We start from the raw sequence: 14,362 nt of genomic DNA, 5'->3' as shown, positions 1-14,362 counted from the left end.
GCACCCTGGTGCCCGTTTTTCGTTGCAGGTGCTGCTCTCAGCCCTGGCTCTGCTCTCAGCCCTGGCTCTGCCAGCCCTGAGGGTACTTGTAGCCGACGAAGCGCTTGGCGGCATAGGCCTTGAACTCGGGGGAGTTGTAGGCCGCCGCCACATCCTTGGCGAACGGCTTGTCCGCATCGGCCCCTTTGACCACCACCCAGTTGATGAAGTCATAGCTGCGCTCGAGGAAGAGACCCGTGCTGAAGGGGATCCCGCTCGAGGCGGCGAAGTTGCCGTTGATGACGGAGAAGTCCACGTCTTCACGGGAGCGGGGCAGTTGCGCCGCCTCCAGCAACACCAGCTTGATGTCGTGGGGGTTCTTCACCACATCGAATTCGCTCGCCTTGAGGGGGTTGATCCCCTCTTTGAGGGTGAGCCAGCCCAGATCCTGCAGCATCAGCAGGGCCCGCGCCTGGTTGGTGGGATCGTTGGGAATGGCGACAGTGCTGCCCTCTTTCAGGGCCTTGAGGTCCCCCAGCTTGCCGGCGTAGAGCCCCATGGGACCGGTCGGTACCTGGGTGATGGGGGCCAGGGAGAGGCCCCGGTCTTTGGAGAAGCTCTCCAGATAGGGTTTGTGCTGGAAGCAGTTGACGTCCAGCGACCCGTCCGCCAGGGCGATGTTGGGGGTCACGTAGTCGGTGAACTCCACCAGTTTGACCTTGTAGCCCTTGGCCTCGAGCTGCGGCTTGATGGAGTCGGTCACCATGTCGGCGAAGTCCCCGACAGTAGTGCCTATCACTATCTCTTTCTTCGCCTCATCGATGGCAAAGGCTGACAGCGGCAGGCTGCTGGCGAGCAGCGCGAGGGCGGAGAGGGTGAAGAAGGAACGACGCTGCATAGAAACTCCCTGTCGAAATGATCATCAAAATGGTGGGGCCGCGGGTGTCATCATGAAGGCCGACACCACAACCATCTAGCCATCCAAACGGCTAATTAAGGACACCATAACAGAGCTTTTCCCCTTCGCCAAGCAACAAAACCGGGCAAGCTTGGCCAAAGAGAGGCAAAGCCCATCCACCCCCTGGATGAGAAATCTTTGACGGAGCACGCAGTTATGCGGCTTGCCCTCTCCCCGCTTGACGCAAAACCGGCTTATTGTGGTCATTCGATACCCATCTTCACGGGGTCCGATAAGGGTGCCGAGAGCCTGCTCAGCCCACAGACAGCACAAGGAGTAGCCGTGTTCGATCATGTTGAAATCAAGGTGGTGCGCGTCGACGACTGCCGACGCTTCTATGAAACCGTGCTGGCTCCTCTCTTGATAACACTCAAGTGGGCAGACAAAGACGCCGCAGGTTTCGGCCGGGTTGGTCACGACAAGGTGGGCTTCCTGATAGAGCGGGGCCAACAGGGTGCCCCCTGCCATCTCGCCTTCGCGGCAAGCAGCGCGGCCCAGGTGGATGAGTTTCACCAGGCTGGCGTCAGGGCCGGCTTTGCCTGCAACGGGCAGCCGGGGCTGCGCCCCCACTATGCCCCCAATTACTACGCCGCCTTCCTGCTCGATCCGGACGGCAACAACATAGAGGCCCTGGCCTACCTTGACCCCCCTGGCATGACGAGCGCGTGAAGGGGCGCCGTGCAGCTTGTCAGCAAGAGCCCGGCGTCTTTGAGCTCGGGGCCAGGAAGCTCGCCACAAACAAAGGAGAAAATCATGCTTGAAAGCCGCAACACCGGCCTGCTGGTGGTCGATATCCAGGGCAAGCTGGCCCGCCTGGTGGAGGGGAGCGACTCGCTCATCGCCAACACGGCCCGACTGGTGCAGGGAGCCAAGACGCTGGGGCTGCCGGTTGTCTGGCTGGAGCAGAACCCGGACAAGCTCGGCGCCACGGTGCCCGAGTTGCAGCCGCTGCAGGCAGGCACCCTTGTACTGCCCAAGTACAGCTTCGGCGCCCTGGGGGAGCCGACGGTCGCCGATGCCCTCGCCGGAACCGGGGTCGGCCACTGGCTGGTGTGCGGCATCGAGGCCCATATCTGCGTCTACCAGAGCGTGCTGGGGCTTCTGGAGAGCGGCACCCGGGTCTCTCTGGTGGTGGATGCTGTGTCGTCCCGCACCGCCGCCAACCGGGAGCTCGCCATCGGTCAGCTGGCGGCCAGGGGGGCATCCCTCACCTCGGTGGAGATGTGCCTCTACGAGCTGATGGGGGATTGCCGCCATCCGGCGTTTCGGGAGGTCCTCTCTCTGGTGAAATAAGCGCCATGATGGACAACATGGCTCCCTTTCTGTTTGCCCTGATGGCGTTCGGGACGGCGTTCATGGTGACGGTGACGGGCATGGCGGCAACCCGTCACTATCTGGCCTGGCTCTGGCTGGGGAGCCTGCTCTTCTACGTACTCTGGTGGCTGCTGCTGGGCTACCCTCCTCTGCTGTCCGGTGCGTGATAAATCTTCCAAGTGGTCTGCCGAAGAGCCTACACGCGTTGCGTCAACCGCTCCTGCAGATAGCGATAACCCCCCACGCCATCTGGCACGAAGCTCAGCCGGTGGCTGAGGCCGGGGGGCGCATCCTCGGGGTGGTGGGAGACGAACAGCAGCTGGGTGCCTTCCCCTATGAGGCGCACCACCATCTCCCGCACCAGATGGCGGTTCAAGGGATCCAGCCCCTGCAGGGGCTCGTCCAGGATGAGCAGCGGCGGATGCTTGACCAGGGCCCGGGCGATGAGCACCAGGCGCTGCTGACCAAAAGAGAGGGCGTGGAAGGGCTGCGCCCCTTGCTCTGCCAGCCCCAGCAGGGCCAGCCACTCCTTGGCCAGCGCCAGCTGGCGATCCCCCGGGCGGGTATAGAGACCGATGGAGTCATAAAAGCCGGAGAGGATCACCGCCTGCACCGAGCAATTGACGCGATAGTCCAGGTGCAGCGCCGGGCTCACCAGGCCGATGTGGCGCTTGATCTCCCAGATGCTCTCGCCACTGCCCCGACGCCGCCCGAACAGACGCAGATCATTGCTGTAGCCTTGCGGATGATCCCCTGTGATGAGGGCGAGCAGGGTCGACTTGCCGGCGCCGTTGGGCCCCACCAGTTGCCAGTGCTCTCCCTCCTCTATGGTCCAGTCGAGCCCGTCGATGATGACCTGCTCCCCGTAGGCGACGCGCAGGGCGCGCATCTGTACCCGGGGGCCGGGGGGCAAAGGCGTGGGCGCCTGGAGCGGAGGGGGCAGCTGCGGACTCTGCCCCTCGGCCCGTGCCAGCTGGACCACCTCCCGGCTGCCGAGCACGGCATCGCGCTCCCCCGCCAGCAGCAGGCTGAGCTCCCCGAGCAAGCCGAGGTGGGTGGCGAAGGGGGGGATCTCGTCGAAGCGGTTGACGATCACCACCAACCGCTGCCCCTCCCCGACCAGCTCTGCCAGCAGCCCCATCAGCTCCTGGCGAGAGTCCTGATCCAGGCCATCGAAGGGCTCGTCCAGCACCAGCAGCTCGGGCCGCCCCAGCAGGGCCCGGGCCAGCAGCAGCTTGCGCCCCTCCCCGCTCGAGAGGTAACGGTAGGGACGATCCCACAGGGACTCGATGCCGAAGCGCGCCAGCAGCGAGCGGGCTTGCACCTCCTCTCCCCCCTCCTCCAGCATCAGGGTCGACACCCGATAGCCTGCCTCCTCCTCTTCCCCCAGCATGTCGGTGTTGCGCCGCCGCCAGTCCAGCTCCCCCAGCCGCTGCTGCGACTCGAAGGAGAGGCGCTCGGCCCTCACCCGGCCAGTCACCTCCCCTGCAAGGACGGCCAGCTCGCCGCACAGGGCAGAGGCCAGCGCCGTCTTGCCGCTGCCGTTGCTGCCGACGAAGGCCCAGCAGTCCTGCGGGGTGAGACAAAGTTCTGGAATAACCAGAGTGTGGTGGCCACGAAGGGCCAGGGCGGCGGATTGCCACTGCAATGAGGTCATGGGGTCGTCCTGTGATTCGTGCGGAGCACCTTGCTCCCTCTCCCTTGTACCAGAAAATGGCGCTATCAAAAAAACGGCGCCATTGCGGCGCCGTGTCATTGAAAAGCGGGGGACGGGCTTAGCCGGCCTTGTGCTGCTCGGCCAGATAGAGCCAGGTGTCGACCACGGTATCGGGGTTCAGCGACACAGAATCTATGCCCTGCTCGACCAGCCAGGCGGCGAAGTCCGGGTGGTCAGACGGCCCCTGGCCGCAGATGCCCACGTACTTGCCCGCCTTGCGTGCGGCCTGGATGGCCATCGCCAGCAGCGCCTTGACCGCCTCGTTGCGTTCATCGAACAGGTGGGCGATGAGGCCCGAATCCCGATCCAGCCCCAGGGTCAACTGGGTCATGTCGTTGGAGCCGATGGAGAAGCCGTCGAAGTGCTCGAGGAACTTGTCCGCCAGCAGGGCGTTGGAGGGCAGCTCGCACATCATGATGACTTTCAGGCCACGTTCGCCACGGCGCAGGCCGTTCTCCGCCAGGATCTCCACCACCTGCTCCGCCTCGCCCAGGGTGCGCACGAAGGGGATCATCACCTCGACGTTGGTCAGGCCCATGACGTCGCGCACCCGTTTCATCGCCTCGCACTCCAGCGCGAAACAGGGGCGGAAGCTGTCGGCGATGTAGCGCGACGCGCCACGGAAGCCGATCATGGGGTTCTCTTCGTGGGGCTCGTAGCCACGGCCCCCCACCAGGTTGGCGTATTCATTGGACTTGAAGTCCGACATCCGCACTATGACCCGCTCCGGCCAGAAGGCGGCGGCCAGGGTGGCGATCCCTTCACTCAGCTTGGCCACGTAGTATTCACGGGGGCTGTCGTAACCGGCGATCATCTTGGTGATGGTGGCCTTGAGCTCCGGGCTCTGCTTGTCAAACTCCAGCAGCGCCTTGGGGTGCACCCCTATCATGCGGTTGATGATGAACTCGAGACGGGCCAGACCCACGCCGGCATTGGGCAACTGGGCGAAGTCGAAGGCGCGGTCCGGGTTGCCGACGTTCATCATGACTTTGATGGGCAGGCGCGGCATGTTGCCCACCTCGGTCACCGCCACGTCGAAGTCGAGCTCGCCGTCGTAGATGAAGCCGGTATCCCCTTCCGCGCAGGAGACGGTGATGAGCTGACCCGTCTCGATGCGATCGGTTGCGTCGCCACAGCCGACCACGGCCGGGATGCCGAGCTCACGGGCTATGATGGCGGCGTGGCAGGTGCGGCCACCCCGGTTGGTGACGATGGCGGAGGCCCGCTTCATGATGGGTTCCCAGTCCGGATCCGTCATGTCGGTAACCAGCACATCGCCGGGCTGCACCTCGTCCATCTGGCTGATGGAGGAGATGACCCGCGCCGGGCCAGAGCCAATCTTGTGGCCGATGGCACGCCCCTCGATCAGCACCTTGCCAGATTGTTTGAGGGCAAAGCGTTCCAGGGTGTTCGCCTCCTGGCGGCTGCGCACGGTTTCCGGACGGGCCTGGACGATATAGAGCTTGCCATCCTGACCATCCTTGGCCCACTCGATGTCCATCGGGCGGCCATAGTGCTGCTCTATGATGAGTGCCTGCTTGGCCAGCGCCATCACTTCCTCGTCCGTGATGCAGAAGCGGTTGCGCTCGGCATCCACGGTGTCGACGATTTTCACCTGACGGCCGTGACCGGCATCCTCGGAGTAGGTCATCTTGATAAGTTTCGAACCGAGCGTCTTGCGCACCACGGCGGGGCGACCCGACTTCAGGGTCGGCTTGTGGACATAGAACTCGTCCGGGTTGACGGCCCCCTGCACCACCATCTCACCCAGGCCCTGGGCGCCTGTGATGAAGACCACATCGTTGAAGCCGGACTCGGTATCCAGGGTGAACATGACACCGGAGGCGGCCAAGTCAGAGCGCACCATGCGCTGCACCCCGGCCGAGAGGGCCACACCCTTGTGGTCATAGCCCTGATGCACCCGGTAGGAGATGGCGCGATCGTTGAAGAGGGAGGCAAACACATGCTTGATGGCGGTCATGACAGAGTCTATGCCGCGCACGTTGAGGAAGGTCTCCTGCTGACCCGCGAAGGAGGCGTCCGGCATGTCCTCGGCGGTGGCGGAGGAGCGCACCGCAAAGGAGGCACTCATGCCATCACCCAAGCCGGCGCTCAACTTGTCATAGGCATCACGCACCGCCTGCTCCAGCTCGGGCTGGAACGGGGCGTCGATCACCCAGTCACGGATCTGCTGACCGGCCCGGTTGAGGGCGGCAATGTCGTCCACATCCAGGCTGTCGAGCAGGTCGTGGATCTTGCCGTTGAGGCCGCTTAACTCCAGAAACTCGTTAAACGCAAAGGCGGTGGTCGCAAAGCCGCCCGGCACGGACACGCCGGCACCTGAGAGGTTGCTGATCATCTCGCCAAGGGATGCATTCTTGCCGCCAACGCGCTCAACGTCCTGCATTCCGAGCTGTTCGTACCAGAGTACGTACTGTTGCATTTGCATGTCTCCAGGTTGGTGGGCCAGGGTGCCGAGCACCTGCTGTGCCAAATCATGTGTTTTTGTATGTGTGTGTTGCCAACGACCATGAAAACGTTTTCTACTTATTGTCAAAAAAATCCCCAAGCAAGATTTGGGGATGGCCGTCTGACACAGACATTCTACAATGGCGACACAAAAAGGTAACGACTCAGGTTTGCAAGCGAGTTCACAACTTGGGAATGGCAGACCTGTTGACAAAAGAGATATGGTTTCGAGAGATACTGAATGCTCGCAACCCCCCAGGAGCACACCACAGGAGTCCGCTGTGCACACCGTATTCTATGTATCCGACGGCACCGCCATCACCGCCGAGGTGTTCGGTCATGCCGTGTTGAGCCAGTTTCCGCTGGTCTTCGAACAGGTCACCATCCCCTTCGTGGAGACCCAGGAAAAGGCACGCCAGGTGCGGGCCCGCATCGATGAGCAATTTCGCCAGACCGGGGTGCGTCCCATACTGTTTCACACCATAGTCGACCCCCTGGTGCGGGAAGAGGTACTCAAGGCCCAGGCCAGCAGCCACGATTTTCTCAACACCTTCGTGAGCCCTCTCGAGCAGGAGCTCGGGATCAAGGCCGAGCCCAGGCTCCACCGCACCCACGGCATGGAGAACCGCAAGCTCTATGACGATCGCATCGAGGCGGTGAACTTTGCCTTGAGCAATGACGACGGCATCACCACCAAGGAGTATGACGAGGCTGACATCATCCTCATCGGGGTCTCCCGCTGCGGCAAGACACCGACCAGCCTCTATCTGGCGCTGCAGTTTGGCATTCGTGCCGCCAACTACCCCTTCATCGAGCAGGACATGGGCTCGCTGGAGCTGCCCGCCCCGCTCAAGGCCAACCGCCACAAGCTGTTCGGTCTCACCATAGCCCCCCAACGGCTGCACGAGATCCGCAACCAGCGCCGCGCCAACAGTCGCTACTCCTCTCTCGAGCAGTGCGAGCAGGAGCTGGCGAGCGTGGAGCGGCTGTTTCGCCAGGAGGCGATCCGCTTCCTCGACACCAGCTCCCACTCGGTGGAGGAGATCAGCGCCAAGATACTGGAGGCAACCGGTCTTCGCCGCCAACTCTGCTAGATAACATAAAAGAGGCAGGATAAACGCGCGAAACGATAGCCAAGTGGCAAGATAACGAAACAGAAAGACTGGGAGAAATGACGCCAGCAGATCCGCCGGCGTCAGGAGGATCAGGGGCGAGTGCGGGAGCCGAGCTTGTTGAGCTCTCTATTGTTCATCAAGATGCCATGAAAACGCAGCAAACCGTGGCGTTTGCGCACCCGCTCGCTCAACCAGCAGGCGGGTAGCAGACCAAGCCCCGCGGCGAGCGCCAGCACCATGGCGATGTTGTTCACCAGATAATCTGCCCCCTGCCATCCCCAGACCATCAAGCAGGCCGCTGCCATGGTCAACAACATGGGAGATCCAGACTCCCAGCCAGAGCGCGGCGAGCAGCAAGCCACCGACAATACCTTCGATCATGTGAGTCCTTCCTTGAAAGAGGCTACTAGCACACCAAACCACCTCCAGGTCAATAGCACCAAAACCAATCGACCATAAAACCAGCAATCGCTTCCAAAACCCCTTCCCAGATCATGAAAAACCTGAACATTGGCCACAAAGCAAACCAATGATGAGGAAAACAGGTGCACAAGCGGTCGATTATCACTATTCTGCTCGGGTTGGTAGCCGCCACAAAAAACAGCTAGCGGCCAACCGTAACGATATTAATACGGATTTCGTCACGTTTTCGGCACAAGATGCCACGCCGGGCACAGGAGGTGCCATGGCAGACGAGGCGCGAGACGAGTGAATTCAGCGACGTAAGGAAGGAAGAATGGATCTTCAACAAGACGGCGAAGAGCTCAAGCGCGGCCTGAAAAACCGCCACATCCAGCTCATCGCACTGGGCGGTGCCATAGGTACCGGCCTGTTCCTCGGCATTGCCGACACCATCAAGATGGCAGGCCCCTCGGTGCTGCTTGGTTACGCCATCGGCGGCTTCATCGCCTTCCTCATCATGCGCCAGCTCGGCGAGATGGTGGTGGAAGAGCCGGTGGCCGGCTCGTTCAGTCATTTTGCCTACAAGTACTGGGGTGACTTCGCCGGCTTCGCCTCCGGCTGGAACTACTGGGTGCTCTATGTGCTGGTGAGCATGGCCGAGCTGACGGCAGTCGGCATCTATGTGCAGTACTGGTGGCCCGAGATCCCGACCTGGATGTCGGCGGCCTTCTTCTTCGTGCTGATCAACGCCATCAACCTCTCCAACGTCAAGGCGTTCGGCGAGATGGAGTTCTGGTTCGCCATCATCAAGGTGGTGGCCATCCTCGGCATGATAGGCTTCGGTGGTTACCTGCTGTTCTCCGGCACCGGCGGTCCCGAGGCCACGGTCAGCAACCTGTGGGCCCAGGGCGGCTTCTTCCCCAACGGGGTGGGCGGCCTGGTAATGGCCATGGCCTTCATCATGTTCTCCTTCGGCGGTCTGGAGCTGGTCGGCATCACGGCGGCGGAAGCGGACAATCCCGAGAAGAGCATACCCAAGGCCACCAATCAGGTGATCTACCGCATCCTGATCTTCTACATCGGCGCCCTGACCGTGCTGCTCTCCCTCTACCCCTGGGGCAAGGTGGTCGAAGGCGGCAGTCCGTTCGTGATGATCTTCCATGCGCTCGACAGCAACCTGGTGGCCAACGTGCTCAACCTGGTGGTGCTGACTGCCGCGCTCTCCGTCTACAACAGCTGTGTCTACTGCAACAGCCGCATGCTGTTTGGCCTGGCCAAGCAGGGCAACGGCCCCAAGGCCCTGCTCAAGACCAACAAGAGCGGTGTTCCCCTGACCGCCATCACCATCTCGGCGGCGGCCACCTTGCTGTGCGTGCTGATCAACTACCTGATCCCGGGCAAGGCCTTCGGCCTCTTGATGTCCCTGGTGGTCTCCGCCCTGGTCATCAACTGGGCCATGATCAGCCTGGCGCACCTCAAGTTCCGCAAGGTCAAGGCTGCCGAGGGGGTGACCACCAAGTTCAAGGCGCTGTGGAGCCCGTTTGGCAACTACCTCTGCCTCGCCTTCATGGCCGCCATCCTGGTGATCATGTACATGAACGACGGCACCCGCATCTCGGTCGAGCTGATCCCGGCCTGGGTACTGGTGCTGGGTCTGGGCTATCTGTTCAAGCAGAAGCGCCAGGGTCGAGTGGCCACCAATCTGGGCTAAGCCTCCCCGCTCCTCTTACGAAAATGCCGGTCAGTGACCGGCATTTTTTTATGCGCCAATTCCCTGTGGCATGAATGAAACAACCCATTACGCACCTGACCTGCAAAGACAAGACGCGCCCCCTTGTGCGCGTTCACCCAGAGTCCATGCACAGGCCCTATAACAACAAACCCGAGGCAGATGCCTCGGGTTTGGAGAAGTCAGGGCCGGTTGAAGGGTCCATCATTCCAGCAGGAAGACGGCTTCCACGTTGTCCGTGATGCTGATCTGCTGCTGTTGGTAGCTGTTCTCCGCCATGTCGGCGGCGGGAGCCGCGGCCGCCTTCATGGCACGGCTATACACAGGAATGGGGGAGCTGTTGCGGTACTCGACGCTGTACACCTTGCCAAGCTTCATGCCAAAGGCCTTGGCCAGGGATTCCGCCTTGCTGGTGGCATCTGCCACAGCGCCAAGACGCGCCTGCTCCTTGATGACCTGTGGCGATTTGAGGCCGTACTCAATCTGGGAGACAGATTCCAGACCCGCCTTGAGGGCGGTATCCATCAGCTGGCTCAGCTTGTCGAGCTGGTAGAGTTTGACCGCCAACTGGCGCTGGGCACGGTAACCCACCATCTCGGGCTGCTTGTTCTGCGGATACTGGTACTCGGGGGAGATCACCAGATTGCCAGCCTCCACATCGCTGCGCTTGATGCCGAGGCTCTCCAGTTGGCCAAAGAAAGCGGCCACCTTGGTATCCACCTGCTGCTTGGCCTTGAGGCCCTGTTTCTCCAGCGCAGTCACGGCAACGTTGAGCGTCAGCATATCGGGCTCAGCCTTCTGCTCCGCGTAGCCGCTGACCACCAGATGGGGAGCCTCGGGCACCTCGATGGCAAACAGCGGAGCACTGACAACGAGCGCAGACAAGGTAAGAAGGGAACGCCACATAGAAAAAAACCTCCATCGATTAGATGGAGGCCATTATGCACATCGTCGATTGGGATTCATATATCGTGCAATGGGGGGATCTGCTCCAGCACCTGATTGGTCATGTCGATATTGATGCTGATCTCTCCTCCAAGCAGATTGCCGTGGCTCGCGATCACGGACGACGGCATCTCGGCCCCGAGCAGAGACTCATCCTCGAAATGGAATGAATCCCACGACAGAACGTGACCTTGCGATGGCATGCTAGGCTCGGAAGCCGTCACCACCGCCAGGCTACTCCAGTCAAGCTCTTCACCATGGCTGAGCAGCCCCTGCAAGGAGCTGTCGCTCAGGCTCTGCAGTGAATACTCCTGCTGCCCCCACTCATGGCCAACCAGCACCACCATGTGAGGCAAAGGGGCATCCTCTGCCGGCGTGAAGCTGATGCTGGAGGCGGCAAAGTCCACATTGAGCAACCCCGCCACATCGCCATCTTCGCTCTCCAGCTCCAGACCATTGAGCTTGTCACCCGTCATCACGGCCTGATAGCCAAAGCGGCCGGTACAGACGATGTTGTCCTGCCCGTCCCAGCTATAGCGAATGCCATCGATGTCGACCCAGTTGAATGACTGCATGGTGACCCTCTCCTGATACTGCCGCTATCTTAGCCGTCCACTTCATCAAATAACAGGGGCCGGGCAAACCCGACCCCATTGTTTGATTAAGGGTCGACCTTGAGATTGCCCTGGTTCAACAGATCCTGAATGATTTGCAGATCGGTCCGTGTCGAATTGGCCGTCAGATCCACATTGTCAAAGAAGATACTGTGAGTCGTGGTACCACTCCCCGAACCATCCAGATCGATCGTCAAGGTCGATTTGTTGGTGCCCGGGCCTGATGATACAAAGGTAAGATATTGGTCCAGTGTAGCCGCATTGGCGTGCTCGCCACTGAGCAGTTCGCTCAGATCCAGTACATCTCCGTTGACCCCAGTCGTGAAGTCCATGATGGTGTCGGTACCACCGGCATCTCCCGTCTGCCACTTGAAGGTATCCTTGCCAGCACTGCCTGTCAGGGTGTCACTGCCAGTACCACCTATCAGCAGATCGTCGCCACCGCCTCCTATCAAGGTGTCATTGCCAGCCAAGCCGCTGAGGATATTGGCACTGCCATCACCTGTCAGAGTGTCACCAAACATCGAGCCGACCAGGTTCTCCATGTTGCTCAGATTGTCGGTGCCAGCGCCACCAGTATCCTGGTTGTTGCCATTGACCATCACAGTGACACCGACGCCACCTGTGATGTCGATGTAACTGGCAGTGTCGTTGCCAGCGCCACCGTTCAAGGTGTCGTTGCCTGCGCCGCCGACGAGGATGTCGTTGCCATCTCCACCGCTCAACCCATCGTTGCCGCCACCACCGAGCAGGATGTCGTTGCCGGCATTGCCGTTGAGCGTATCATTGCCAGATCCACCAATCAGGATCTCGTCGAGATAGCTCCCGGTGAGTGTTGAACCGCTCTGCACATCCACAAACACCTTGGCAGTATCCGAGGTCGTGCTGTTGGTGTAGTTGAACGAGCCCTCGTAAGTACTGAGTGTGATATTGCCCGGGGTATCGTCGAAGGTCACCGAGCCCACATTGTCGGTCACCGTGCCACTGAGCGCCCCCGAGACCCCGGTGATCGTCTGGGTCGCCGCCAGCGGCCCCGTATCGTTCACCAACAGGGCCCAATCCGGGATGGTAGAGGGATCCTGATTGGTGATGATGAAGTCATCACGCACCACAGTGGGACCTACCGCCGGATTGACGATGATGGACAAGGTGCTGGACGCAGTATCCCCATCGTTATCGATCACGCTGTAGCCAAAGCTCTGATTGATACCACCGACCGGAATGGATGACGGCGGAGTATAGGTATATACACCGTTGTCCATGTCCACCTTGAGGATGCCTCCGGCAACCGTAATGGACCATTCGTTGGTCGCCGTATTAAAGGTACCGGCTGCAGTGTTTGAGCTGGCTGAGTCAGTCTTCTGGTTGTAGGTGTAAGTAACGCCCGCAACCGTGATGGAATTGATCCAGCCACCGTCAGCCCCGGTAGTCGCTGTTATCCCATCGATCAGTTGTCCGGCCAGTGGCGGAGCCACAACAGTGCTCAAGAGCGTTGCCGCCAGTTGACTGAAGTCCGTCACCACCACGGCGGTGGTGTTCGCCGGGCTTGCACCACTGACACCGTTGTAGGCGATCGGATTGAGCGCCGACTGAGTAGCCCCAGACCCCATCCCGAGCGCAAAGGAGTTGATGTTGTTCGCCGTCAGGAAGTCAGCCCAATCCTTCGCCTCTCCACTCAGCGTCGCCCCATCACCATCGATCCCATTTCCTCCTCCCAGAGAATTGTTGCCGTCGGGAACCGTGGCGGGGCCGCCGCTTAGTGCATTCGCGTTTGGCAACCCATCGGACATGAAGTAGGAGACATTCTGCGCGCCAACGAGTTTGCCGCTGTCACCAAAGGCCTTGATTGCCTCGTTCAGTGCGTCATCGTAGTTGGTTGAATTAGTCGGTGAGAGGCCAAGAATGATCGTCTTGGCCGCATCGACAGTGACCCAGACACCTGTCGCGTTGGCCGCAGAGGTGGCAAAGGTGATGATGTTGACCATCACATTGCCATAGGCGCTGTATTTATCGAGCAGCTCCAGTGCCGACTTCTGCATGACCTGCATTCTGGTCATGCCTTGATACCCCGATGGATCGCCCATACTGCCGGAAATATCGAGGATCAGCATCAGGTTAGTATTCTGGACCTGCGTAGCCTGGCCTGCGTTGGTCACGGCATTCGCAGTCGGGGCATCGTCACTGATCACCACCTGCAGGGTGCCGGTACCAGTGTCACCAGTGGCATCCGTGGCAGACACCACGAAGCTCGGGCCATTGACCGTATCATCATCCCCTTGCACGCTGTGCGTGAGCACATTGTCCTTGAGCGTGTAGGTGTAGTTCACCGTGAACACACCGGCGCTCGGGCCACTCACCCCGGTCACGATCAGTGTACCCTGCGGATCGTTTATCAGAGTCTGGCTGCCGCCGCTGACCAGGTTGTAGGTCCCACTGCCAATAGTCAGTGCTGTGAGGTTCTCACCTTGCGTGTTGACGGTGAAGCTGCCGGTGAATATCTCGGAGTTGCCTGCCGCCGCCGAACCTGCCGGCTCGCTGCCACGCACCGGCAGACCCTCTTCGTCCACCGTCGTATTGCCGATGGTAAGCACTGGGATACGCGTATCTTGAACAAAATCAACACTCAATTGAGCCAAGTCGTTATCACCATCACCATCAGTAATCTGGTAGGTGAAGGTTTCGCTCGTAATATTGTTCGGAATTGAGGCCGTCTTCAGCGTATAGGTGTAGCTGCCATCGGATTTGATCAACAGATTGCCGTATGTACCGCTTATCAACACACCCGCCGCAGTCACTGTAGATAGCGCACCACCCGCCCCTTCCAGGCCTGTACGTGCGCCTGTCACGGCCGTCCCAGCAGCCACAGTGTCGGCACCGATAGAGTCAGAGACGCCATCAGTTAAATTGCTGTCCGCCCCCCCCATACCAGTGAATACGTTACCGTCAGCCACATTACCCAGACCTTCCTTAATGCTGTCGCTATCATCTACCGCCAGCGGCGTATCGTCGATGATACGGATCTGCAGGTCCACCGAGGCCGAGCTGACTCCACTCACCCCAGTCACCGTGATGCCATTGCCAATGTCATCGAAATGACCAATGGCTGCCGGCGGGGTGAGT

At 60.6% G+C, this 14,362-nt stretch carries 11 protein-coding genes and 1 pseudogene; 5 read left to right on the top strand and 7 right to left on the bottom strand.

Translation table 11 applies throughout. From position 1 onward, the window contains the following. Positions 1-55: 55 nt before the first annotated feature. Entirely contained in the window at positions 56-877 is an 822-nt protein-coding gene (locus ACB030_RS16605) for a MetQ/NlpA family ABC transporter substrate-binding protein (RefSeq protein ID WP_247626476.1), read from the bottom strand. A 342-nt stretch (positions 878-1,219) separates the two neighbouring features. Here ACB030_RS16605 and ACB030_RS16600 point away from each other — a divergent pair, with 342 nt between their 5' ends. The 3 genes from ACB030_RS16600 (at position 1,220) to ACB030_RS16590 (ending at position 2,418) form a co-directional block, all read left to right on the top strand. Further along, positions 1,220-1,606, top strand: a complete 387-nt coding sequence (locus tag ACB030_RS16600) for a VOC family protein (RefSeq protein WP_371161299.1) — start codon at positions 1,220-1,222, stop codon at positions 1,604-1,606. An 84-nt stretch (positions 1,607-1,690) separates the two neighbouring features. Continuing rightward, positions 1,691-2,230, top strand: a complete 540-nt coding sequence (locus ACB030_RS16595) for a hydrolase (protein WP_371161297.1) — start codon at positions 1,691-1,693, stop codon at positions 2,228-2,230. Between the two features lie 17 nt (positions 2,231-2,247). Next, entirely contained in the window at positions 2,248-2,418 is a 171-nt protein-coding gene (locus ACB030_RS16590; RefSeq protein ID WP_371161295.1) for a hypothetical protein, read from the top strand. 29 nt (positions 2,419-2,447) lie between these two features. Here the strand turns inward: ACB030_RS16590 and modF are convergent, their stop codons facing one another. Together modF and ppsA are read right to left on the bottom strand one after the other, a co-directional pair. Next, entirely contained in the window at positions 2,448-3,908 is a 1,461-nt protein-coding gene (gene modF, locus ACB030_RS16585; RefSeq protein WP_371161293.1) for a molybdate ABC transporter ATP-binding protein ModF, read from the bottom strand. 118 nt (positions 3,909-4,026) lie between these two features. Beyond that, the gene (gene ppsA / locus ACB030_RS16580) at positions 4,027-6,411 is read right to left on the bottom strand and encodes a phosphoenolpyruvate synthase (protein ID WP_371161291.1); all 2,385 of its coding nucleotides are present in this window, start codon (positions 6,409-6,411) and stop codon (positions 4,027-4,029) included. Between the two features lie 307 nt (positions 6,412-6,718). On the opposite strand from ppsA, the gene ACB030_RS16575 reads away from it, so the two are divergent. Further along, positions 6,719-7,531 carry a pyruvate, water dikinase regulatory protein gene (locus tag ACB030_RS16575; protein ID WP_025327362.1) on the top strand — a complete coding sequence of 271 codons (813 nt, stop codon included), beginning with the start codon at positions 6,719-6,721 and terminating at the stop codon, positions 7,529-7,531. 110 nt (positions 7,532-7,641) lie between these two features. Here ACB030_RS16575 and ACB030_RS16570 read toward each other — a convergent pair. Beyond that, positions 7,642-7,930 (bottom strand): annotated as a pseudogene (locus ACB030_RS16570) (hypothetical protein). Between the two features lie 358 nt (positions 7,931-8,288). On the opposite strand from ACB030_RS16570, the gene ACB030_RS16565 reads away from it, so the two are divergent. Then, positions 8,289-9,665 (top strand): amino acid permease, encoded by a 1,377-nt coding sequence (locus ACB030_RS16565; protein ID WP_371161288.1) that lies wholly within the window; start codon positions 8,289-8,291, stop codon positions 9,663-9,665. A 222-nt stretch (positions 9,666-9,887) separates the two neighbouring features. Here ACB030_RS16565 and ACB030_RS16560 read toward each other — a convergent pair whose 3' ends face one another. The 3 genes from ACB030_RS16560 to ACB030_RS16550 form a co-directional block, all read right to left on the bottom strand. Further along, on the bottom strand, positions 9,888-10,589 hold the full coding sequence (locus ACB030_RS16560; protein ID WP_371161286.1) for an SIMPL domain-containing protein: 702 nt from the start codon (positions 10,587-10,589) through the stop codon (positions 9,888-9,890). 56 nt (positions 10,590-10,645) lie between these two features. After that, on the bottom strand, positions 10,646-11,203 hold the full coding sequence (locus tag ACB030_RS16555; protein WP_371161284.1) for a hypothetical protein: 558 nt from the start codon (positions 11,201-11,203) through the stop codon (positions 10,646-10,648). Positions 11,204-11,289: 86 nt separating this feature from the next. Further along, on the bottom strand, positions 11,290-14,362 hold a 3,073-nt coding region (locus tag ACB030_RS16550), incomplete at its 5' end, for a beta strand repeat-containing protein (RefSeq protein ID WP_371161282.1).

The organism is Aeromonas sp. S16(2024) (genome assembly GCF_041403065.1).
GTDB lineage: Bacteria > Pseudomonadota > Gammaproteobacteria > Enterobacterales > Aeromonadaceae > Aeromonas.
This window is presented reverse-complemented; position numbering and strand designations above follow the sequence as displayed.